Raw genomic sequence first — 20,852 nt, 5'->3', positions numbered from 1 at the left:
TCAGAAGTTGAACTGGTCGACGTTGGACGCGTTGAAGCTGAACGGGTCGCCGAGCAGCACGGTGGCGTCCTTGCCGACGGTGTACTCGCCGAGCTTGCCCGCGGTGAACTTGTCACCCTCCTTGCCGGTGATCAGCCCGGAGGCCAGCGCGCCACCGGCGTACGCGGCCAGGTAGCCCAGGTCGGCCGGGTTCCACAGTGCGAACGCCTTGACGGTGCCGTCCTTGACGAAGGCGCGCATCTGGTTGGGCGTGCCCAGGCCGGTCAGCTGCACCTTGCCCTTGTACGTGGAGCCGGACAGGTAGCGGGCGGCCGCGGCGACGCCGACGGTGGTCGGCGAGATGATGCCCTTGAGGTTGGGGTGCTTGGCCAGCAGCGCCTGGGTCTCGGTGAACGACTTCTGGTCCTGGTCGTCGCCGTAGACGGTGTCGACGAGCTTGAGCTTGGCGTACTCGGGCTTGGCCAGCTCGGTCTTCATCAGCTCGATCCAGGCGTTCTGGTTCGTGGCGTTGGCGGTCGCCGACAGGATCGCGATCTCGCCGCCGTCCGCGCCGACCGCCTCGGAGATCAGCTTCACCTGGTTGGCGGCGATGCCTTCGGCGGTCGCCTGGTTGATGAACAGGTCGCGGCAGGTCGGGTTGGTGTCGGAGTCGAAGGTGACGACCTTCGCGCCGGCCTGGCGGGCCTCGTTGAGCGCGCCGCAGATGGCGTCCTTGTCGTTGGCGGACACCACGATCACGTCGGTGCTCTGCTGCGACAGCGTGTTGATGTAGCTGACCTGCGCCGACGGGCTGGCCTCGGACGGCCCGGTCTCACTGTAGTTGCCCTTGATCTCCTCGACCGCGGCCTTGCCGCCGTTGTCGGAGGTGGTGAAGTACGGGTTGTTGACCTGCTTGGGCAGGAAGGCGATCTTCAGGCCGCTCTTCATGGTGCCGGTCGACGCGCCGGGGGTGGTGGTGCCGTCGGCGCCGTCCTCGGCGCACGCCGCCGTGGCGAACGTGAGCACCGTCAGCGCGGCCATCGCCACCAGGCGTACCCGCTTCGTGCCTGCTCTCATGGGGAGATTCCTTTCATCGGGGGAAGCCGCGAGTCACGGCGGCGTCAGGAGGAGGGCGAAACTGTTGGTGCGGTGGTTCGCCGCCGGCGCAGCCGCTCGCGCAGCATCCCGGCGACATTCGGTCCGACGACCGAGGCGATCAGCAGTGAGCCGGTGATGACCGTCAACGTGTTGGCCGGCACGTACGCCAGCTGCAGCGCGTTACGCAGCACCCCGAGCAGGGCGACGGCGGCCAGCACGCCGAGCAGCGCACCCCGGCCGCCGAAGATCGATACGCCGCCGAGCAGGACCGCGGCGACGACGGCCAGTTCCAGACCACTGCCGTTGTCGGCGCGGGCGCTGGCGAAGCGCAGCGTCCAGAACACCCCGGCCAGCGCGGACATCGCACCGGACGCGACGAACAGCCAGAACTTGGTGAGCCGGACGTCGACCCCGGCGAAGCGGGCCGCCTCGGCGTTGTTGCCCATCGCGTACAGGCCGCGGCCGATCGGCATGGCGTGCAGGACGACCGCGAACACGACGGCCAGCGCGGCGACGACCAGGATCATCCACGGGATGGTGGTGCCGGGCAGCGGCTGGATCGCCGAGGTGGTCCAGGTCGTCGGGTAGTTCGCCACGGCCCGGTCGCCGAGCACGACGTAGGCCAGGCCGCGGTAGAGGGCCAGGGTGCCGATGGTGACCGCCAGCGACGGCAGGCCGAACCCGGTGATGAACAGCCCGTTGACGGCCCCGAGCGCGCCGCCCAGCAGCAGGCTGAGCAGGATCAGCACGGGCAGCGAGGTCACCCCCGACACCCACAGCTGTCCCATGACCGAGCAGGTCAGCCCGAGCACGCTGGCCACCGACAGGTCGATCTCGCCGGTGATGACGATCAAGGTCATCGGCAGAGCGATCAGGGCGATCGGGATCGCCTCCAGGACCACGAACCGCCAGAACCGTGGGCTGGCGACGCCTTCGATGGTCAGCGCGCCGACGACGGCGACGGCCACCAGCGCGAGCAGCACCACCGCGTCCCAGGTGCCCAGGGCACGGCGGATCCGGGCGACGGGCTCAGACATGGGCCTTCCTCTCTCGCAGGCTGCGCGCGACGCGGGCCGACAGCGCCCGGTCGAGGCCGATCGCGGCGAGGATCAGCGCGCCGACCGCGGCGTCCTGCCAGAACGGGTTGATGCCGAGCACCGGCAGGGCGGCCCGGATCGTGGTCAGCAGGACCGCGCCCAGGGCCGCGCCGTACACCGAGCCGCTGCCGCCGAAGATCGCCACGCCGCCGACGACGACCGCGGCGACGACGTTGAGCTCGGTGCCCAGGCCCGCGTTGGCGTCGAGGGTGCCGAACCGGGCCGCGTGCAGGACACCGGCCAGGCCGGCGAGCGCGCCGCTGGTGACGAACGCGTAGAACACGCGCCGTCCGCTGGGGATGCCCGAAAGCCGGGCCGCGGCGGGGTCGGAGCCGATGGCGTACAGCTCGCGGCCGCTGCGGTGGTTGCGCAGCACGTAGCCGACGGCGACCAGCACGGCCGCGGCGAACAGGGCCAGCACCGGCACGCCGAGCACGGTCGCGGTGCCCATCCGCAGGAAGGCGGCGGGCATGTCGGCGGCGTTGATCTGGCGGCCGGTGGCCCACATGTAGTCCAGGCCCCGGAACACGTACAGGGTGCCGAGGGTGACCACGAGCGCGGGTACCCGGGCCGCCGCGATGAGCCCGCCGTTGACCGCGCCCAGCACCGCCCCGAGGGCCGCGCCGATGACCAGCATCAGCGGGATCGGCAGGCCGGGTACGGCGACGAACACCGCCCCGGTCGCGAACGCCGACAGCCCGAGGACGGACCCGACGGACAGGTCGACGTTGCGGGTGATGACGACGACCGCCTGCCCGACGGCCAGGATCGCCAGGATCGTGGAGCCCAGCAGCAGGTCCTTGAGGTTCTGCGCGCTGAGGAACCGCGGGTTGACGACCGTGGTGACCACGACCAGCAGCACCAGGGCCAGGGCGATGCCGAGTTCGCGTACCGCGAAGGCGCGCCTGGCCAGCCGGGCGCCGCCGGTGGTGGCCGTCTCGGCGGGGGCGGTGTCGAGGGCGGTCATGCGGCGGCCGCCTGCCCCGTAGCGGCGAGCATGACCGACTGCTCGTCGGCCCGGGTGCGGGGGATGTCGGCGGTCAGCCGTCCCTCGTGCATCACCAGGACGCGGTCTGCCATACCGAGCACCTCCGGAAGTTCGCTGGAGACCATGAGCACCGCGACGCCGTCGGCGGCCAGCTGCGACAGCAGCCGGTGCACCTCGGCCTTGGTGCCGACGTCGATGCCGCGGGTGGGTTCGTCGACGATCAGCACGCGGGGCGCGGTGGCCAGCCACTTGGCCAGGACGACCTTCTGCTGGTTGCCGCCGGACAGGGTGGACACCGGGTCGGTGAGCCGTCCCGCTTTCACCTGGAGGCGCTGCGCCCAGGTCGCGGCGGCGCTGCGTTCGGCGCCGCCGAACAGCAGCCCGGCACGGGCGAGCGACCAGCGGCGCGGCAGGTTGGTGTTGCGTTCCACCGACAGTTCCATGACCAGGCCCTGCTGGCGGCGGTCCTCGGGGACCAGGGCGAGTCCGGCCCGGATCGCGGCGGCGGTGTCGCCGTTGGGCAGCCGTACACCGTCGAGCAGGACCTCGCCCGCGTCATGGCGGTCGACGCCGAAGATGGCCCGGCTGACCTCGCTGCGTCCCGCGCCGACCAGCCCGGCGAGCGCGACGATCTCCCCGGCGTGCACGGTGAAGGTGACGTCGGTGAAGCTGCCGTGCCGGGTCAGGCCGCTTACCTGGAGCAGTGGGTCACCCGGGGTGGTGTCCTGCTTGGGGTACATCGCGGAGACCTCGCGGCCGACCATGCGGCGGACGACCTCGTCGACGGTCAGCGTGCCGGCCGGGTCGGTGGAGACCCACCGGCCGTCGCGCATGATCGTGATGCGCTGGCACAGCGCGAAGACCTCGTCGAAGCGGTGCGAGATGAACAGCACGGCGGTGCCGGCGTCGCGCAGCGACCGGGCGACGGCGAACAGCCGCTCGACCTCGATTCCCGACAGGGCCGCGGTCGGCTCATCCATGACCAGGACCCGCGCGTCGAGGGAGATGGCTTTGGCGATCTCGACGAGCTGCTGGTCGGCGATGGACAGTCCGCGAGCGGGCCGGTCCGGGTCGAGGCGCACGCCGAGCCGGGCGAACAGTTCGGCCGCGCGGGTGCGCATCGCCGCGTAGTCGACGCGGCGCAGGCTGCGCAGCGGCTGGCGGCCCATGAAGATGTTCTCGGCGACGCTGAGGTCGGGAAACAGCGTCGGTTCCTGGTAGATGACGGCGATCCCGGCGGCGCGGGCGTCGGCGGGGCCGGACAGCTGCAGCGGCCGCCCGTCGAGGCTGATCGTGCCGGCGTCCGGGCCGTGCACCCCGGCGAGGATCTTCACCAGCGTCGACTTGCCCGCGCCGTTCTCGCCGACCAAGGCGTGCGCCTCGCCCGCGTGCAGCTCCAGGCGCACGTCCTGCAGTGCCGCGACGGCGCCGAAGGATTTGCTGACGCCGTCGAGCGTGAGCAGTGGTGTCGGCACGCGGACCTCTTTTCGGATCACCAGCTTGTGAAACGTTTCACCCCGTGGTTACGATGACGTTAGAAGTCGGGCCGACACCCCGTCAAGGGTTTCTCCGCAGTTACCGAGTTGTTACGTTCGATCGACCACGGAGTGCTGGTCGGCCCGAGGAGGCTCGAAAGTTGATTCATTTCAACGACGACAGGCCGTCCTGGCCCGACCGTCCGATCGCGAGCGGGGAGCCGGTGCCCGCATGCGGGTAGCCCTGTTCGCCACCTGCCTGGCCGACGCGATGTTCCCGCAGGCCGCCCAGGCCACCGTGACACTGCTCGAACGGCTCGGCCACGACGTGGTCTTCCCCGACGCGCAGACCTGCTGCGGGCAGATGCACATCAACACCGGCTACCGCCGCCAGGCCCGCAACCTGGTCCGCCACCACACCGACGTGTTCGAGCCCTACGACGCGATCGTCGCCCCGTCCGGCTCGTGCGTCGGCTCGGTCCGCCACCAGCACGCCGTGATCGCGCGCGGCGTGGGCGACGAGCGCCTCGCCGACCGCGCCGCGCAGCTCGCCACCCGGACCTGGGAGCTGTCGGAGTTCCTGATCGACGTGCTCGGCGTGGAGGACGTCGGCGCGTACTTCCCGCACCGGGTCACCTACCACCCCACCTGCCACAGCCTGCGGATGCTGCGGGTTGGCGACAAGCCGCTGCGGTTGCTGCGCGCCGTACGCGGCATCGACCTGGTCGAGCTGCCCGCCGCCGACCAGTGCTGCGGCTTCGGCGGCACGTTCGCCCTCAAGAACGCCGGAACGTCGGCCGCGATGCTCGCCGACAAGATGGGCCACGTGCTGGCCACCGACGCCGAGGTCGTCACCGCCGGCGACGCGTCCTGCCTGATGCACATCGGCGGCGGCCTGTCCCGGCTGGAATCCGCAGTCCGCCCCCTGCACCTGGCCGAGGTCCTCGCCGCCACCGACGGGAGCAGGCCATGACCACGTTCCTGGGTATGCCGCACGCGCCCCGCGGCGTCGGGCAGCTCCGCGGCGACGAACCCTTCCCCGCCGCCGCCGACAAGGCCCTGGCCGACCGGCAGCTGCGCCGCAACCTCGGCCACGCCACCGCCACCATCCGCGACAAACGCGCCCGCGCCGTCGCCGAGGTCGCCGACTGGGAGCAGCTCCGCCTCGCCGGTGAGGCGATCAAGGCCGCGACCATGGCCCGGCTCGGCGAACACCTCATCGAGCTGGAGGCCGCGGTCACCGCCCGCGGCGGGCACGTGCACTGGGCCCGCGACGCCGTCGAGGCCAACCGGATCGTCACCGACCTGGTCCGCGCCACCGGCGCCACCGAAGTCGTCAAGGTCAAGTCGATGGCGACCCAGGAGATCGGGCTCAACGAGGCCCTGGAGTCCGCGGGCATCACCGCCGTCGAGACCGACCTGGCCGAACTCATCGTCCAGCTCGGACACGACAAACCCAGCCACATCCTGGTCCCGGCCATCCACCGCAACCGCACCGAGATCCGCGACATCTTCCTGCGGCACATGCCCGGCGTCGACCCCGACCTCACCGACGACCCGCGCCGGCTGGCCATGGCCGCCCGCGCCCACCTGCGCGCCAAGTTCCTCACCGCCCGGGTCGCGATCTCCGGAGCGAACTTCGCCGTCGCCGAGACCGGCACCGTCACCGTCGTGGAGTCCGAGGGCAACGGCCGCATGTGCCTGACCCTGCCCGACACCCTCATCACGGTCATGGGCATCGAGAAGGTCGTACCCGCCTGGACCGACCTGGAAGTCTTCCTCCAACTGCTGCCCCGGTCCTCGACCGGCGAGCGGATGAACCCCTACACCTCGACCTGGACCGGCGTCACCCCCGGTGACGGCCCGCAGGAGTTCCACCTCGTGCTGCTCGACAACGGGCGCACCGCGGTGCTCGCCGACGAGGCCGGACGCAGCGCGCTGCACTGCATCCGCTGCTCGGCCTGCCTGAACGTGTGCCCCGTGTACGAACGCACCGGCGGGCACGCCTACGGCAGCGTCTACCCCGGACCGATCGGGGCGATCCTGTCCCCGCAGCTGACCGGCATCGAGGACAACGCCTCCCTGCCGTACGCGTCCAGCCTCTGCGGCGCCTGCTACGACGTGTGCCCCGTCCGCATCGACATTCCTTCGATCCTCGTGCACCTGCGCGGCGAGCACGTCGACGCGCGTGCCCAGCGAGCGCTGCCCTCCCCCGAGGCGCTGGCCATGGCGGCCGCCGCGTGGACGATGGCCGGTCCGCGCCGGTTCCGGCTCGGCGAGCGCCTGCTGCGGCTCGGGCGCCTGCTCGCCCGCGGCGGCCGTATCCGCCGCCTGCCGCCGCCGCTGTCGGCCTGGACCGCCGCCCGGGACCTGCCGGAACCGCCCGCGCAGACGTTCCGGCAGTGGTGGCGCACCCGGCCCGGGGACGGCCGCCGGTGAACGCCCGCGACGAGATCCTGAGCCGGATCCGCACCGCGACCGGCCCCTCCCCGGTGATCCGGCCGGTCCCCCGCGATTACGCCGTCGCCGGCGCTCACGCCCCGGGCGCGCCCGAACTGCTGGACCTGCTCGCCGAACGCCTGCGGGACTACCGGGCAACCGTGCACCGTTGTACGCCGGGCGACCTCGACGCCACCCTCGCCGAGGTGACCCGGGGCTGGCGGGTGGCAGTGCCGGACTCCTCGGCGATCACCGTGCCGGGCGCGGTCGCCGACCGGCCCGCCCTCAGCCACGCCGACCTCGACGGCGTCGACGCGGTCCTCACCGGCTGCGCGGCGGCCTGCGCCGACACCGGCACCATCGCGCTGGACGGCGGCGCGGACCAGGGCCGGCGGGCGCTGACACTCGTCCCCGACCGGCACGTCTGCGTCATCCACGCCGACCAGGTCGTGCAGACCGTCCCCGAACTGCTGCGGCGGCTGGACCCGCGGCGGCCGCTGACGTTCATCAGCGGCCCGTCCGCGACCAGCGACATCGAACTCGACCGGGTCGAGGGCGTGCACGGGCCGCGCACGCTCATCGCCGTCGTCGTCGGGCCGGCCGGCACGACTGGCAATAATGTCCACCGTGAGCAGGGATGAGGAAGCGATGGCGGTGACCGGCATCAAGGAGGTGGCACGGCGGGCGGGAGTGTCCCTGGGCACCGTCAGCAACGTGCTCAACCGCCCCGACTCCGTCGCCCCCGCCACCCGCAAACGGGTGCTCGACGCGATCGACGAACTCGGCTACGTGCGCAACGACTCCGCCCGCCACCTGCGCGCGGGCAGCAGCCGTACGGTCGCGATCGTGGTGCTGGACGTGTCCAACCCGTTCTTCACCGACGTCGTGCAGGGCGCCGAGGCCGTCGTCGAGGCCGCGGGCGGGATGCTGGTCGTCTGCAACAGCGGGCAGGACCCCGCCCGCGAGGGCCGCCACCTTGCCACCCTCGAGGAGCAGCGGGTCCGCGGCCTGCTCATCACCCCGGTCGAGAACGGCCGCCACGAACGCCTGGAACGCCTGGTGGACCGCGGCATCCCGGTGGTGCTGGTGGACCGCGGCTCCGGCCAGCTCAACCGGTGCTCGGTCGCGGTCGACGACGTGCTCGGCGGTCGGCTCGCGGCCACCCACCTGGCCGAACTCGGCCACCGGCACATCGCGTTCGTCGGCGGGCCGGTCGCCATCCCGCAGGTCGCCGACCGGCACGCCGGGGCGGCGGCCGCCCTCGCCGAGCACGGCGGCGGCGTCGATCTGGAGGTCTTCGAGACGAAGTCGCTGTCGGTGACCGCCGGGCGGCAGGCCGCCGAGGACATCTGCGCCCTGCCGCACAGCAGGCGGCCCACCGCGATCTTCTGCGCCAACGACCTGCTCGCGCTGGGCGTGCTGCAGGGGCTGACCATCGGCGGGCTGCGGGTGCCCGAGGACATGGCCCTGGTCGGCTACGACGACATCGAGTTCGCCGCCGCGGCCGCGGTGCCGCTGACGTCCGTACGCCAGCCCCGCGAGCAGCTCGGCCGCACCGCAGCCCAGCTGCTGCTCGAGGAGGCCGACACCGACGCCGCCCACGGCCACCGGCACGTCGTCTTCCAGCCGCAGCTGGTGGTGCGCCAGTCGACCGCCACCGCCGGGCCACGCCGACGAGGCCGCTGACCTGCCCGGAGCTGATCACGGGGTCCCCCACCGTGCGGACACTAGATCGTCCGGCTCGCGCTCCGGTATGCTACGGCGCCTCCGCTCATCCGGGTGACATCACACCGCAGGACGAACGCTTGTCCCACAGCTTTACGCCGCCTACCTGGCGGTTGTTCGCCGACGCGCCGGGCGGGCCGCCGTCTCGCCGCGGACGACGTACCTTTGCGGGATGGGTTTCGGTGTTCGGTTGAAGCAGAAGCTGCGCACGTTCATGCAGCGCCCCGGTACGACGGTCAGTCTGGACCGTTATGAGGCAATCCTCCCGAGGATCCGGGACCTGGAGGATGAGCTGGCCGCGTTGACCGACGCGGAGTTCACCGAGCGGGCGCTGTCGCTGCGCGACGACGTGAGCGGGCCGGTCGACGGCGAGCCGCTGGTGACCCTGACCGAGCCGCGGCCCATCGACGAGCGGGACCTGATCGAGATCTGCGCGATGGGCCGCGAGGCCGGTCGCCGCGCCCTCGGCGAGCGTGCCTTCGACGTGCAGCTGCTCGGGGCGATGGCGATGCTGCAGGGCAACGTCGTGGAGATGGCCACCGGCGAGGGCAAGACGCTGGCCGCGGTCGTCGCCGCCTTCGGCTACGTCGTGCGCGGTTCGCGGGTGCAGGTGCTGACCGTCAACGACTACCTCGCCGACCGCGACGCCCGCTGGATGGGACCGGCGTACCGGCTGCTCGGCCTGACCGTGGACGCGGTCGGCGAGAGCACCGGCCACGACGAGCGCGCTGCCGCGTACCGGTGCGACGTCACGTACGTGTCGGTGAGCGAGGCGGGCTTCGACTTCCTGCGCGACCAGCTGGTGCTGCGCGCCGAGGACGCGGTCATGCCCGGCCTGTACACCGTGATCATCGACGAGGCGGACTCGATCCTGATCGACGAGGCGCGGGTGCCGTTGGTGGTGGCGGGCAGCCTCGCCGACGGCGGGTCGGACGCGAGCGCCGCGGCGCTGCTGGTGGCGGGGATGCGGCCGGGCCGCGACTTCGAGGTGGTCGACGAGGGCCGCAACGTGCAGCTGACTGATGCCGGCGCGGCGCTGGTCGAGCGCGCCTGGGGCGGCATCCACCTGTACGCGCAGGACAACCTGCACAAGCTCACCGCCGTCAACCAGGCCCTGCACGCGCGGGCGCTGCTGGCCGTGGACGTGGACTACATCGTCAAGGACGGCCGGATCGCGCTGGTCGACGAGTTCCGGGGCCGGGTCGCCCGCCGCCGCCGCTGGCCCGACGGGCTGCAGGCGGCGGTCGAGGCCAAGGAGGGGCTCGCGGCGACCGACGAGGGCGAGATCCTGGCCACGATCACCGTGCAGGCGTTCATCGCGCTCTACCCCACCAAGGCGGGCATGACCGGCACCGCCTCCACCATCGGTGACGAGCTGCGCGAGTTCTACCGCCTCGAGGTCGCGGTCATCCCGCCGAACACGGCCAACGTCCGGGTCGACGAGCCGGACCGGGTGTACGCGACCGTCGAGGAGAAGGAAGAGGCGCTGATGGCCGAGGTGGCCGCGGCGCACGAGACGGGACGGCCGGTGCTGATCGGCACGCTGGACGTGGCCGAGTCGGAGCGGCTCGCCGCGGCCCTACAGGAACAGGGCATCGCGTGCGCGGTGCTCAACGCGAAGAACGACGCGCACGAGGCCGCCATCATCGCCGAGGCCGGAAGCAGGGGCGCGGTCACCGTGTCCACCCAGATGGCCGGGCGGGGCACCGACATCCGCCTCGGCGGCAGCGACGGGCAGGACCGGGCGGCGGTCGCCGAGCTCGGCGGCCTCTACGTCATCGGGGCGGGCCGGCACGACAGCCGCCGGGTCGACGACCAGCTGCGCGGCCGGGCAGGCCGGCAGGGCGACCCGGGCGGCTCGATGTTCTTCGTCAGCCGCGAGGACGAGCTGATCATGCGGCACGGCGACGGCATCGGCGGCACGACCGCCGGGGACGGCCGGGTGACCGGCCCGGCCGTGCACTGGGCGGTCGGGCACGCCCAGCGCGTCGCCGAAGGGGTCGACTTCGAGATCCACCGCAACACCTGGCGGTACGGCGTGCTGGTCGAGCAGCAGCGCCAGGTGCTCGCGCTGCGCCGCAAGGCGCTGCTGACCACCGACGCGGCGGCGCAGTTGCTGCGCGACGACGAGATGCCGATGCCCGCCGACCCCGACGCGGTCAGCGCCGCGGATCTCCCGGACGACGCCGACGCCGACGACATGACCCACGCCGGGCTGGAGATGATCACGGTCGCGGAGCGGTATGCCGAGGTCGTGGAGACGATCGGCGAGGAGGCGGCCGCGGAGGCCGCGCGGCAGATCGCGCTGTACCACCTGGACCGCGGTTGGGCCGACCACCTGGGCATGCTGGCCGACGTGCGCGACGGCGTGCACCTGCGCGCGCTGGGGCGGCAGGATCCGCTGGACGAGTTCCACCGCCTGGCGGTGCCCGCGTTCAGCCGGATGCTGGCCGACGTCGACAAGGCCACGGCCGAGACATTCATGGCCGCGCGGATCGACAACCCGGACTGGACGCCTGCCGAGGCGGGCCTGGAGCGGCCGAGCGCCACGTGGACGTACATGGTGCACGACAACCCGTTCGGTTCGGAGATCGAGCGCCTGATCTCCGGCATGGCCAAGGCGCTGCTGGGCCGCTGACGTACCCGTCGCGGTGCGGCCTCCGTCCGGAGGCCGGGTGGAAGATCGCTGTTTCCGATCATGATCTGCGGTGTGACGCCAGATCATGACCGGAGACAGCGATCTTGCTTTCCGCCTCACGTACCGTGCGCGACCTGCGCCGGCTGCTCGGCGCCCAGGTGTTCATGCGGTCTGCGGGTGGCCGGGGAGCAGACCGATGAGGGTGTGGGGAGCGCCGTCGCCGAAGCACAGCGCGAAGTCGCGGGCGGCCTCGGCAGCGGCCTCGGCGCTGCGGGGGAACAGCGTCCGCTCGTACTCGCCGAGCGCGACCGCTAGGTCACCGGGGTGTGCGGCGATGGCCTTGCCGAGTTCGGCGCCGTCGTACATGGCCGACGCGGCGTCCGCGCTGTTGAACTACATCCTCGGCGTCGCCGGGCAGCACGCCGCGAACGGCCGCGCCCAGGAAACCGGGCACCAACCGCACCGACGTCCTGGAGACCGAGGCTGCGATCTGGGCGAACCTCGATCCCGGCCGCTACCCCTTCACCCGTGACGTCGCCGACCAGTTACGCGACCACGACGACCGAGAGCAGTTCCTCGCCGGCATCGACCTCATCCTCGCCGGCGTCACCCGCCCACGGCGTCAGACGACGAAGCTGTAGACCAGCGTCGCGATGCACACCACCAGCATGCCTGCGGCGTTGACGAACAGGTTGCGTCCGAAGTCGCGGGCACGGACGTGCATCGCGATCGCCGTCACGAAATAGCCGACGAGCGCGGCGCACGTCAGCACACCCAGGTACGGCACCCATATCCCGACAGTGAGACCTGCCGCGGCGGCGAACTTCACCGGCGACATCAGCCACCAGTATCGCCGCGGCCAGCCGACGTCACGCAGGCACTCGGCGATGAACCGCACCGGCCGCAGGCACAGCGCCCCGTCGGCCACCTGGATCACGGCCAGCACGACGACCGGCCACACAGGATCGGGCAGCACCTCGGCGACCTCCGATCTGGACACTCCGCTCCACCATATGCCGCCCGTAAGGTGACCGCGACGCCACCTTCCTCACCGCGCACCTCCGCCGCCCGCCCGGCGCCTGATGCGACGCCGCACCAGCCAGCCCACCCCGGCGAGGACGGTGAAAACCACCAGCGCCGCGTACCGGAAGCGGGGCGGCCACGGACCGCGGTCAGGTGACCCGGCCTCCCGTACGGACAGGCCGGGCAGCAATCCCGCCGCGACCGACATCTCCCACGGCACACAGCGCTGCATCCCCAGCTCGCACCGGTAGGAGTCGTCGAAACGGCTGAGCACCCGCGGTGCCGCCCCGTCGAGAGGCACAGCCCACAACGCGCCGGTGTCGGAGCCGTAGTCCCAGGACTGGCCGAGGATCTCCGTGTCGGACAGCCAGCCCAGGAACGTCTCGGTGTCGGCGGTGCCGCGCAGCACGGACGGCTCGTCCAGGCTGACCGTGCGCACCGCGCCCTGCTTCGAGTAGTCGCGGACGTAGGCGCGATCGGTCCCCCAGTCCTCGACCGCCCACGGCACCACGGCCAGCAACCGCCCCGACGGCGACCAGGCGTTGTGCATGGTGAGGCCGTAGCCCTGCGGCACCATCACCTCCTGCTGCCGGCTGCCGTCGAGGCCGACCAGCCACGTCTGCAGCCGGGACTGCACCACCAGCCGCTGCCCGTCCGGCGCGAACGCGGCCGCGGCCACCGGCCCGACCCCCGTCGCGGTGGCCTGCCCGGTACGCAGGTCCAGCAGCACCAGCTCGCTGTGCTCGGTGGAGCGCTGCTCGATGACGTTGCCGACCCCCATCGCCAGGTCCCCGGCGATCGGCTCGGTGTCGATGATCGAGTACGCCAGGGTGTTGCCGTCCGGGGACAGCGCCAGCGGGACGACTCCCCCGGCGCGCGGCAGGCGCACCTGCCGGGTCTGCCCGGTCTGCAGTTCCACGACCTGCACCTCGGCCACCGCGGCGCCGGGCGTGGACAGCACCACGGTGCGCCCGTCCGGGGCCAGCAGCCACGACCCGGACCGGTCGGGCCTGGCGTCGAGCTGCCGGTAGACGTCGCCGTCGGCGGACAGCACCAGCGTCTGGTAGGTGCGCAGCGTCTCGCTGTTGCCGTACCCGTAGAGCAGCAGCGCCCGCCCCGGCGGGGCGTCGCTGACCAGGCCGGTGAGCGGCGAGTAGCCGGCAACCTCATCGGGCAGTGCGGCCGCGCTCGGCGACGGCTCGGCGGGCCCGGCGTCGCGGCCGCCGGTGGGCAGCAGCAGAACGCCGGTGCCGAGCAGCAGGGCGACGACGGTGCACAGCGCGGCAGTGGCGCGGCGGCGGCGGATGTCGCGCCGGGCCGCCGGGACCAGGCCTTCGAGCAGGCCGGGCGGCAGCGGCGGTTCGGGGTCGCGCGGGGCGGCGGACAGCAGGGCCGCGAGCTGCTGGTCGTTCATGCGCGGTCTCCTACGTAGTTGGGCAGCAGGCGCCGCAGCGCGGCGATGGCATGCGACGTCTGGCTCTTGACGGTGCCCGGGGAGCAGCCCAGCGTCCGGGCGGTCTCGGCGACGTCCATGCCTTCCCAGTAGCGCAGCACGATCACGGCACGCTGGCCGGGCGCGAGCCTGGCCAGCGCGGCCATCAGGTCGAGGCGGTCGGCGACGTCCTCGGCCGGGGTGGGCACGTCCGGCGGTTCGGGGAACGGCCTGACCCGCCGCGCCCACCAGGTCTGCCGCTGGTCGAGGAAGGTGTTGACGAGCATGCGGCGCACGTAGGCGTCAGGCGAGTCGGCCGCGCTGACCCGCGCCCAGTGCCGGTACAGCCGGATCAGGGCGGCCTGCGTCAGGTCGTGCGCCTCGTCCCAGTCACCGCACAGCCGGTACGCCGTGCGGCGCAGGTCCAGCACCCGCGCCTGCGCGTACTCGGTGAACGCCTGTTCCTCGTCGGCCCGCATGCGACCCCTCTCGTCCGTACCCCTGACCGGAGCATCCCGCCGGACGGTTGTGCCGTGCGGTCATCGAATTCAGACGGCTTTGACGGGCTGCCTGAGGATCGTCTTGAGCTTGGCAGGCTCGGTGCGCCGCACGTCGCTGAGGTAGACCTCGTGATGATCGCCGTTGAAGGTCAGTCCGTGCTCGGGCAGATAGCGGTGGTGCAGCCGGTCCAGGGTCGGCCCCTCGTCGTCGTAGGAGCCGATGTGCAGGATCTGCACACACCGGCCCTCGGTGAGGCTGATCAGCCGGACGTCGGCCAGCGCCGGGTTGTCCTTCTTCCCCGCAGCCGAGGTGACGGCTGCCCGGACCATGTCCTCGGTGATCCAGTCCGGCTGGCTGATCATCATCGTCCACGCCCACGCGCCCTTGTCCCGCGTGACGAACGCGGTGGGGTCGTCGGCCCGCCACAGCCCTTCCAGCGGCCCGACCACGAAGTCGCGGTCGAGGGTCTTCTTGCTCGCGAACTTCAGCGTGTACGCCACCGTGAACAGCGCCTCGACGGCGGCGGTGTAGGCCTCGGACGTGTTCGGGTCGCCGTGGCCGTCGACCGCGATGTATCGCAGCTCGGGCACGTCGACGACGGAGAAGTCCTTCGCCGACGGCGCGTACAGCTCGCGACGTGCCTTCTTGATGTCGTACTTGTCCATCGAGTTCTCCTTCGTCAGCGCGCCGAGCGTGGCCTCGGTCCAGGCGGAGTCGGCGAGCAACATGGCTTCGCAGTAGTCGAAGATCGCCACGGCCGCGGTGGGCAGCGGCTCCTGCCCGGCCCTGGCCGCGCGCACCTCGGCGAGCTGGTCCCGCAGAGCCGCCAGACGCCGGCTCAGTCCCGCTGCCACGTCCTCCTCCGGCAGGCCCGGACTGTTGGCCATGCCGACCAGCACCCGGGAGCGCACCGGTGTCAGCGCTGCCAGCGCGTCCCTGGTGGCTTCCGCGCACAGGTCGCGGCCCGCCGCCGTCACCCGGTACGTGGCGCGCGACTTCGCCGACGGCCGCTCGGCCGGCGTCGTGGCCGCCTCGATCAGGCCGCGCCCGGCGAGCTTGTCGAGCAGGTAGTAGATGGACGAGAAACCGAGCGCCGTCCAGGTGCGCACGCCCCGCTCCTCGATGACGCGCTCCAGCTCGTACCCGTGGCGCGGCTGTTCCAGCAGCAAGCCGAGGACGGTCAGCTCGGCATCGGTCAGGATCGGCGGCATGGCGATATTCTAGTGCCAGAATACGGCCCTGCTCGACACGGGCCCCGGTGAGGAACATCGGGCAAGATGGTGCAGTGCAACGAATGCCGCAAGACGACTCCAGGCGCAAGGGACCGGGCAAATGACGACGATGCGCGCGGTCGTGCTGACCGGGCCAGGCCCGGTGGAGAACCTGGAGATCCGCGAGCTGCCGGTCCCGGAACCGCGACCCGGCTGGGTGCGGATCGCGGTGCGGGCATTCGGGCTCAACCGCTCCGAACTGCACCTGCGCCTCGGCCTGGCCGAGGGGGCACGGCTGCCGATCGTGCCCGGCATCGAGGCGGTCGGCGTGGTCGACAGCGCACCCGGCAGCGATCTTCGCCCCGGACAGCAGGTCGCAGCGCTGATGGGCGGGATGGGCCGCACCTTCGACGGCGGCTACGCCGAGTACACCGTCGTGCCCCGCAGCCAGGTCATCCCGTTCAGCTCGGACCTGCCGTGGGCGGCCCTGGGCACGGTCCCCGAGACACTGCAGACCGCGTACGGCTCCCTGACCACCGGACTGGACCTGCGAGCCGGGCAGACCCTGCTGATCCGTGGCGGCACCTCCGCGCTCGGCTACGCCACCGCCGCACTCGCCCGCGATCTCGGCGCCACGGTGCTGGCCACCACCCGGCAGCAGGAGCGGCTGGACACCCTCGCGGCACATGGCGTCGAGCACCCGATCCTGGACGACGGGTCGATCGCCGAGCAGGTCCGCCGGATCGTCCCCGGTGGCGTGGACGCCGCCCTGGAACTGGTCGGCACGCCGACCCTGCCCGACACCCTGGCCGCGACCCGGGTCCACGGCACCGTCTGCTTCGCCGGGATGCTGTCCAACCAGTGGACCGTCCCGGACTTCTACCCGATCGCGTACCTACCGCGCGGAGTGCGGCTCACCGCGTACGGCGGCGACGCCTCCGACCTGCCCGCCGAGGTCCTGCAAAAGGTCCTCGACCGGATCGCCGACGACACGGTGATTCTCGGGCCCACCCATGTCTACCGGCTGGACCAGGTCCGCCAGGCGCACCGTGACATGGAGAACAATGCCGTCACCGGCAAACTCGTCGTGCTCACCGCGCCGGACGGCCCATGACGGTCACCCCGGCGAACTCACGAGCCGATAGCCGACGTCCGCCGTGTCAGCCGCACCCGGCCGGCCGTGGCGCTCCTGCCAGGTCCCGTCGGCCAGATCGGCTCGCAGCCGCCGCATCGCCTGCTCGACCCGGGAGGGGTCGAGCTTGGCCAGCGAGGAGATCGAGGCCCGCGCCGCCGGGTCGAGATAGGCGTGCGGCCGGTTCCAGTACGCGGCCAGAAAGCCGTCGCTGCAGTCGTGCGGCACCGGCACCTCTGTCACCCGCGCCGGAGCCAGGTGCTCGGCGATGAAGTCTCTCTCGGGCAGTTCGCGCTCCGCCTCGGCGATCTCCGGCAGATAATCGGCGACCAGCCAGAAGCGCGACATGACCGCGTGATCCCAGGTGAGCACCACCTGTCGGTGCGAGACGCGGCGCAATTCGGCCAGACCGCGCGCGGGATCGGTCCAGTGATGCACGGTGAGGATCGCCAGCCCGACGTCGAAGCACTTGTCGGCGAAGGGCAGCCGCTCCGCGACGGCGCGCACCACGGGCGCGCTGCCCTGCGGCCGCTGCGCGATCATGACCGGTGAGGGCTCCACGGCGAGCACGCTCCGGTCGGCCGGCTCGTAGGAGCCTGCCCCGGCCCCGACGTTGACCACGGTGCGCGCCCTACCCAGCGCGTCGTCGATGAGCGCGGCCAGGCGTGGGTCCGGTCGACGCTGCCCCGCGTAGCCGGTGCCCAAAGTCCGGTAAGGATCATTCACGCCTGCCTTCTTACCAGCATCGAGCCGTACACGGTGTTCCACGCTGTCGACATGGCAGCCCGGGCGGCGCCGTCCCGCAGATCCGGTGCGCCGTAGGCCATCGCCGCCTCCCGCAACGCGCAGTACGCGGACTCCCACGGCTCGGCCACCACGTCCTCGCCGTCGGCGTCCACGAGCCAGGCCCGCGGGCCGCCACGGGATCGCGCACTGTGCCGTACCACCTGGTGCAGCAGCCCGAAGCCGGACCCGATCGGCGAACCCGCACCGGCTGCTCGCGGCTCGGCCAGCCAGTGTCGCCACGCGGCCCGGAAGAACTCCGGGGCGTCGCGGTCCCGGGCCCCGGCCAGCCGGTGCGCGGTGGGTTCGTCCAGGGTCTGCGCGGCTTCGACCACCCGCACCACCGCGTCGCCGTGCGCCCCGAACAGCAGCGCCGGGGACAGCTCCGCCACCACCTCGACACAGGTGGCGTTGGTGTGGCCCGCACCCAGCGAGATGCCGGCCACCATCGCGGCCAGGGCCGCCGACTCCTGCTCCGACGCCGCGGGCACCACGTCCACCCGCAGCAGCCGCCCCGGCCACCGGTTCACCAGGATCCGGCCCGGCGTCTCGTACACCACCAGCCACGGCGGCGACATCGTGGGCATGCGGACCCGGCCGCCGACCCGGGCCGCACGCTCATGCTCCGGAGCGGCATGGTCGACCCACAGGTATCCCGGCATGATCGGCCTCCCCGGCAGGTGTACGCGCCAAAGCCTAACGATGCCCACAGACGTCGGGGCCCCGCCTGCACCAGGCGGGGCCCCGACGTCGACCACGGTCACGGGCCGACGAACACCACCTTCGCCCGCCAGTCGACGCCGTCGACGGACGGCCCGCTGCGCAGCGTGAACGACCCGGTCGGCAGCCCGCCGGCCCAGGCGGTGGCAGCCAGCTCACCGGTGCTCCGGTTGACCTTGTAGAGGGTGCTGCCGGCCAGGAAGAGCCCGCCTGCGTCACCCATGCCGCCGACCCCGGCGACGGTGAACTTCTCCGCGCCGACGACCCCGCTGTCCGGGGTGAACCAGCGCCAGTGGAGCCCGCTCTGCCCGACGAGGGTGTAGTACACCCGGCCCGCGTTGTAGAACATGGCGGACACGTTCGGGATCTCGGCGTAGAAGTCCGGCGTCACCCCGGCGTACGTCGGAGAGTCGGTGCCCGATTCGACGGTGTCCCAGTAGGCGTCGTGGTACGGGTCGACCAGCGCCGCCGTGCCGAAGGCCGAGCCGTTGAAGGTACGCCGCCACAGCGCGCCGTTCATGCCGTAGAACAGCGTGCCGCCCACCCAGAAGCCGCCCCGGGCGGTCGACCAGGCCGTGCTGTCCGGGTTGGCCACGGCGCTCGCCGCGCCGACCGTGGTCGCCCCGTCGTACGACCGGACCTGCGCCTCGTCGCCGTTGCCGGCCGGCGGCGGCCCGGTCTTGACGATCTCGATGCCGTTGATCAGCGGGTTCTCCACCACGTGCCCGAAGTCGAGGTCCACCGAGCCGTCGCTGACGACGGTGAACGAGCGCATGGTGCCGACGTTGTGCCCGACCGCACCGGACAGGTCCAGGTTGGCCAGCACGGTCGTGCCGTCCAGCGCCACGTTGAAGACCCGGGAGCCGGGCGACGCGGTGCCGTCGTAGCGGTTGGCCAGGTACAGCCGGACCTCGACCTCGGTGCCGACCGGCACCGGGAACTGCCAGCTCATCTCCGGCGCGCCACCGGAATCCCAGCGCTCCGAGGAGTACAGCGCCGCCGGCGTGCCTGCCGGCACCGTGCTGTCCACGCTGGGCACCGTGCCGTACCCGGCGGTGTTGCTGACGTTGTTGTGGTAGGCGCTCGGGCCGCTGTCATCGGCCGCCCAGTCCGGTCCGCCGTCCGACGCGGCGACCGCCGACCCGCCGGCGTTGATCCGGTAGAGCACGTTGGTCGGCACCGGGACGCCGGCCTGGTACACGTTGCCGGGCAGGGTGGCCGTGGTGGTCGCATGCGGGGCGTTGCCACCGGCCGTCGAGAAGAACGCGATCCGCTCCCGGCGGTACTGGTAGTTGCCGATCCACTGGGTGTCGGAGCCCAGCCACACCCCGGCCGGGGTGACCAGGATCTCGGCGACGCCGACGCCGCGCGGGTGCCGGCCCGGGTTCCAGGACATCGGCAGGCCGTTGAGCGGATCAAGGGCGGCGATGCTGGCCCGGCCGACCGCGCCGGGGCCGGCGCTGTCGCCGCCGAAGCTGTTGTTGAGCCAGCGGATGTGACCGCCGACGTAGACCGCCTGCTCACTGATGCCGACGGAGAGCAGGGTGTCGCCACCCGCGTAGTCGACCCAGGTCGGCTGGAGTTCGGTGCCGGTGGCGGCGTTCTCCCAGCGGGCGGCGGCGTCGCACAGCGTGCCCGAGTTCGGCGCGCCGGTGGTCACCACCACGAAGTAGCTGCCGTCAGGCGAGTACGCCAGGTCCCGCATGTAGGAGTCGAACGCCCACCAGGCACAGCGCGGGGTGTACCGGCTGGTGTTCCAGTCGGCGACGGCGGCGCTCGCGCCCAGGTCCAGCTTCACGATCTGGTCGTGGAGCACCCCGTTGGCCTTCTTGAAGTTACCGATCACGACCAGCTGCTGACCGTTCGGGGACAGTGCCAGCTTGGTCGCGCCGACCCCGGCGCTGGCGCCGCTGACCCCGTCGTAGTTGTGGTTCTCGGTCAGGCTGGTGGTCAGGTAGCTGTCCAGCGCGCCGGTGGAGGCGTTCACCGAGGCGAGCCCGCCGCGCGCGAGGGTCGCGTTGCCCGCGTTGGTGAAGATGCCGCCGACCAGCAGCCGGCTGCCGGCCAGGGCGATGTCCTTGACCGCCCCGTTGAAGGCAGGTCCGGCGAAGCCCGTGACCAGCGCGCCGGTGCTGACGTTGAGCAGGGCCACCTTGCGCCGGGTCACGCCGTTGACGGTGTTGAACTTGCCCGCGATGAAGACCGTGCCCGCGGTGGGCCCGGCGATGACCGCGGAGACCTCGTCGCTGACGGTCGGCGCGAAGGCGGTGTCCACCGTGCCGGTGGCCTTGTCGAAGGCGAGGATGTAGTTGCGGGTGATGTCCACCTCGCTGCCGCGGTTGCGGACGGTGGTGAAGTCACCGGCGGCGATGATCTTCGTGCCGGCGTCGTGGACGGCGTAGACGGTGCCGTTCTTGATGTCCGGCGAGGCGGCGGAGGGCACCGCCGTGACCACCGTGGTGTGATCGGGCGCGGCGGTGGCCGGCCCGGCGGCGGTGAGGCCGACGGCGGTGACGGCGACCGCGGTCAGCGCCGCCAGGACACGACGGGTCAGCGTCGAACGATCAGGCATGGGCAACTCCGATATGACGCGGAAGACCGGCGAACCTGC

Annotated in this window: 18 protein-coding genes; 6 read left to right on the top strand and 12 right to left on the bottom strand. The window is 72.1% G+C overall.

The features are described from left to right. Genes rhaS through F6W97_RS01050 form a run of 4 tightly spaced genes read right to left on the bottom strand, consistent with a single transcriptional unit; the run spans position 1 to position 4,637 of the window. Complete coding sequence (rhaS, locus tag F6W97_RS01065) at positions 1–1,056, bottom strand: rhamnose ABC transporter substrate-binding protein (RefSeq protein WP_155368202.1); 1,056 nt, start codon at positions 1,054–1,056, stop codon at positions 1–3. A gap of 44 nt (positions 1,057–1,100) precedes the next feature. Then, complete coding sequence (locus tag F6W97_RS01060; protein WP_155368201.1) at positions 1,101–2,114, bottom strand: ABC transporter permease; 1,014 nt, start codon at positions 2,112–2,114, stop codon at positions 1,101–1,103. Beyond that, on the bottom strand, positions 2,107–3,141 hold the full coding sequence (locus F6W97_RS01055; protein ID WP_155368200.1) for an ABC transporter permease: 1,035 nt from the start codon (positions 3,139–3,141) through the stop codon (positions 2,107–2,109). The genes F6W97_RS01060 and F6W97_RS01055 overlap by 8 nt, the downstream gene beginning before the upstream one ends. Beyond that, positions 3,138–4,637: a sugar ABC transporter ATP-binding protein gene (locus F6W97_RS01050; protein ID WP_230686302.1), complete on the bottom strand. Its 1,500-nt coding sequence runs from the start codon at positions 4,635–4,637 to the stop codon at positions 3,138–3,140. The genes F6W97_RS01055 and F6W97_RS01050 overlap by 4 nt, the downstream gene beginning before the upstream one ends. A gap of 232 nt (positions 4,638–4,869) precedes the next feature. Here F6W97_RS01050 and F6W97_RS01045 point away from each other — a divergent pair, with 232 nt between their 5' ends. From F6W97_RS01045 to secA2, 5 genes are all read left to right on the top strand, one after another. Then, entirely contained in the window at positions 4,870–5,610 is a 741-nt protein-coding gene (locus tag F6W97_RS01045) for a (Fe-S)-binding protein (RefSeq protein ID WP_155368198.1), read from the top strand. Continuing rightward, a complete protein-coding gene (locus tag F6W97_RS01040) occupies positions 5,607–7,076 on the top strand; it encodes a LutB/LldF family L-lactate oxidation iron-sulfur protein (protein ID WP_155368197.1) in 1,470 nt (489 codons plus the stop codon). Before F6W97_RS01045 ends, F6W97_RS01040 begins: the two co-directional genes overlap by 4 nt. After that, on the top strand, positions 7,073–7,717 hold the full coding sequence (locus F6W97_RS01035) for a LutC/YkgG family protein (protein ID WP_155368196.1): 645 nt from the start codon (positions 7,073–7,075) through the stop codon (positions 7,715–7,717). The genes F6W97_RS01040 and F6W97_RS01035 overlap by 4 nt, the downstream gene beginning before the upstream one ends. Further along, a complete protein-coding gene (locus tag F6W97_RS01030) occupies positions 7,704–8,762 on the top strand; it encodes a LacI family DNA-binding transcriptional regulator (protein ID WP_230686301.1) in 1,059 nt (352 codons plus the stop codon). The genes F6W97_RS01035 and F6W97_RS01030 overlap by 14 nt, the downstream gene beginning before the upstream one ends. A 211-nt stretch (positions 8,763–8,973) precedes the next feature. Next, positions 8,974–11,439, top strand: a complete 2,466-nt coding sequence (secA2, locus tag F6W97_RS01025; protein WP_155368195.1) for an accessory Sec system translocase SecA2 — start codon at positions 8,974–8,976, stop codon at positions 11,437–11,439. A 162-nt stretch (positions 11,440–11,601) separates the two neighbouring features. Here secA2 and F6W97_RS01020 read toward each other — a convergent pair whose 3' ends face one another. From F6W97_RS01020 to F6W97_RS01000, 5 genes are all read right to left on the bottom strand, one after another. Further along, entirely contained in the window at positions 11,602–11,805 is a 204-nt protein-coding gene (locus tag F6W97_RS01020) for a hypothetical protein (RefSeq protein ID WP_196278920.1), read from the bottom strand. A gap of 256 nt (positions 11,806–12,061) precedes the next feature. Then, positions 12,062–12,439 carry a DoxX family protein gene (locus tag F6W97_RS01015; RefSeq protein ID WP_230686300.1) on the bottom strand — a complete coding sequence of 126 codons (378 nt, stop codon included), beginning with the start codon at positions 12,437–12,439 and terminating at the stop codon, positions 12,062–12,064. 48 nt (positions 12,440–12,487) lie between these two features. Further along, positions 12,488–13,876, bottom strand: a complete 1,389-nt coding sequence (locus F6W97_RS01010; RefSeq protein ID WP_155368194.1) for a TolB family protein — start codon at positions 13,874–13,876, stop codon at positions 12,488–12,490. Next, positions 13,873–14,373: a SigE family RNA polymerase sigma factor gene (locus F6W97_RS01005; protein ID WP_155368193.1), complete on the bottom strand. Its 501-nt coding sequence runs from the start codon at positions 14,371–14,373 to the stop codon at positions 13,873–13,875. The genes F6W97_RS01010 and F6W97_RS01005 overlap by 4 nt, the downstream gene beginning before the upstream one ends. Before the next feature lie 69 nt (positions 14,374–14,442). Continuing rightward, positions 14,443–15,606 (bottom strand): GyrI-like domain-containing protein, encoded by a 1,164-nt coding sequence (locus tag F6W97_RS01000; RefSeq protein WP_155368191.1) that lies wholly within the window; start codon positions 15,604–15,606, stop codon positions 14,443–14,445. 121 nt (positions 15,607–15,727) lie between these two features. Here F6W97_RS01000 and F6W97_RS00995 point away from each other — a divergent pair, with 121 nt between their 5' ends. Continuing rightward, entirely contained in the window at positions 15,728–16,720 is a 993-nt protein-coding gene (locus F6W97_RS00995; RefSeq protein ID WP_230686299.1) for a zinc-binding alcohol dehydrogenase family protein, read from the top strand. A 3-nt stretch (positions 16,721–16,723) separates the two neighbouring features. Here F6W97_RS00995 and F6W97_RS00990 read toward each other — a convergent pair whose 3' ends face one another. The 3 genes from F6W97_RS00990 to F6W97_RS00980 all read right to left on the bottom strand — a co-directional run bounded on the left by F6W97_RS00990 (position 16,724) and on the right by F6W97_RS00980 (position 20,813). Continuing rightward, entirely contained in the window at positions 16,724–17,464 is a 741-nt protein-coding gene (locus F6W97_RS00990; RefSeq protein ID WP_155368189.1) for a class I SAM-dependent methyltransferase, read from the bottom strand. Next, complete coding sequence (locus F6W97_RS00985) at positions 17,461–18,183, bottom strand: hypothetical protein (RefSeq protein ID WP_155368186.1); 723 nt, start codon at positions 18,181–18,183, stop codon at positions 17,461–17,463. The genes F6W97_RS00990 and F6W97_RS00985 overlap by 4 nt, the downstream gene beginning before the upstream one ends. Positions 18,184–18,281: 98 nt before the next feature. Beyond that, positions 18,282–20,813 (bottom strand): malectin domain-containing carbohydrate-binding protein, encoded by a 2,532-nt coding sequence (locus F6W97_RS00980; protein WP_155368184.1) that lies wholly within the window; start codon positions 20,811–20,813, stop codon positions 18,282–18,284. Between the last annotated feature and the right edge of the window lie 39 nt (positions 20,814–20,852).

It is taken from the genome of Catellatospora vulcania (assembly GCF_009720385.1).
GTDB classification, from domain to species: Bacteria; Actinomycetota; Actinomycetes; order Mycobacteriales; family Micromonosporaceae; genus Catellatospora; species Catellatospora vulcania.
Note: the sequence above shows the minus strand (reverse complement) of the source record. Positions and strands in the feature narration are given on the sequence as shown.

Bases quoted from the DNA above. Each gene is read 5' to 3' on its own strand.
- F6W97_RS00995 (WP_230686299.1), top strand. From the start codon at position 15,728: ATGACGACGATGCGCGCGGTCGTGCTGACCGGGCCAGGCCCGGTGGAG.
- F6W97_RS01010 (WP_155368194.1), bottom strand. From the start codon at position 13,876: ATGAACGACCAGCAGCTCGCGGCCCTGCTGTCCGCCGCCCCGCGCGAC.
- F6W97_RS01060 (WP_155368201.1), bottom strand. From the start codon at position 2,114: ATGTCTGAGCCCGTCGCCCGGATCCGCCGTGCCCTGGGCACCTGGGAC.
- rhaS (WP_155368202.1), bottom strand. From the start codon at position 1,056: ATGAGAGCAGGCACGAAGCGGGTACGCCTGGTGGCGATGGCCGCGCTG.
- F6W97_RS00980 (WP_155368184.1), bottom strand. From the start codon at position 20,813: ATGCCTGATCGTTCGACGCTGACCCGTCGTGTCCTGGCGGCGCTGACC.
- F6W97_RS01020 (WP_196278920.1), bottom strand. From the start codon at position 11,805: ATGTACGACGGCGCCGAACTCGGCAAGGCCATCGCCGCACACCCCGGT.
- F6W97_RS01045 (WP_155368198.1), top strand. From the start codon at position 4,870: ATGCGGGTAGCCCTGTTCGCCACCTGCCTGGCCGACGCGATGTTCCCG.
- F6W97_RS01000 (WP_155368191.1), bottom strand. From the start codon at position 15,606: ATGCCGCCGATCCTGACCGATGCCGAGCTGACCGTCCTCGGCTTGCTG.
- secA2 (WP_155368195.1), top strand. From the start codon at position 8,974: ATGGGTTTCGGTGTTCGGTTGAAGCAGAAGCTGCGCACGTTCATGCAG.
- F6W97_RS01040 (WP_155368197.1), top strand. From the start codon at position 5,607: ATGACCACGTTCCTGGGTATGCCGCACGCGCCCCGCGGCGTCGGGCAG.
- F6W97_RS01005 (WP_155368193.1), bottom strand. From the start codon at position 14,373: ATGCGGGCCGACGAGGAACAGGCGTTCACCGAGTACGCGCAGGCGCGG.
- F6W97_RS01055 (WP_155368200.1), bottom strand. From the start codon at position 3,141: ATGACCGCCCTCGACACCGCCCCCGCCGAGACGGCCACCACCGGCGGC.
- F6W97_RS00985 (WP_155368186.1), bottom strand. From the start codon at position 18,183: ATGCCGGGATACCTGTGGGTCGACCATGCCGCTCCGGAGCATGAGCGT.